General features: G+C 69.0%; 1 protein-coding gene. It reads right to left on the bottom strand.

What is annotated here, in order from left to right; translation table 11 throughout:
* Nucleotides 1-216: transposase (locus tag ADL29_RS15350; RefSeq protein ID WP_342671164.1), on the bottom strand; the 216-nt coding region annotated here is incomplete at both ends.

Genomic DNA, 216 nt, shown 5'->3' with positions numbered 1-216 from the left:
CGTGGATGTCGTCACGGGTCTCCCATCGAGTACGCAGGCGTCGGAAGCCGTGCAGGAGGGCGATGGCCTGTTCCACCACCCATCGCCTGGCGCCCAGGCCGGAGCCGTGCTCGGTACCGCGTCGGGCGATGACGGGCTTGATGCCCTTCGCCCATACCTGGCGGCGGTAGCAGTCATGGTCGTAGCCGCGGTCGGCGTAGACCTCGGATGGACGGC

Origin of the sequence: Streptomyces chattanoogensis (assembly GCF_001294335.1) — a bacterium.
GTDB classification, from domain to species: domain Bacteria; phylum Actinomycetota; class Actinomycetes; order Streptomycetales; family Streptomycetaceae; genus Streptomyces; species Streptomyces chattanoogensis.
This window is presented reverse-complemented; position numbering and strand designations above follow the sequence as displayed.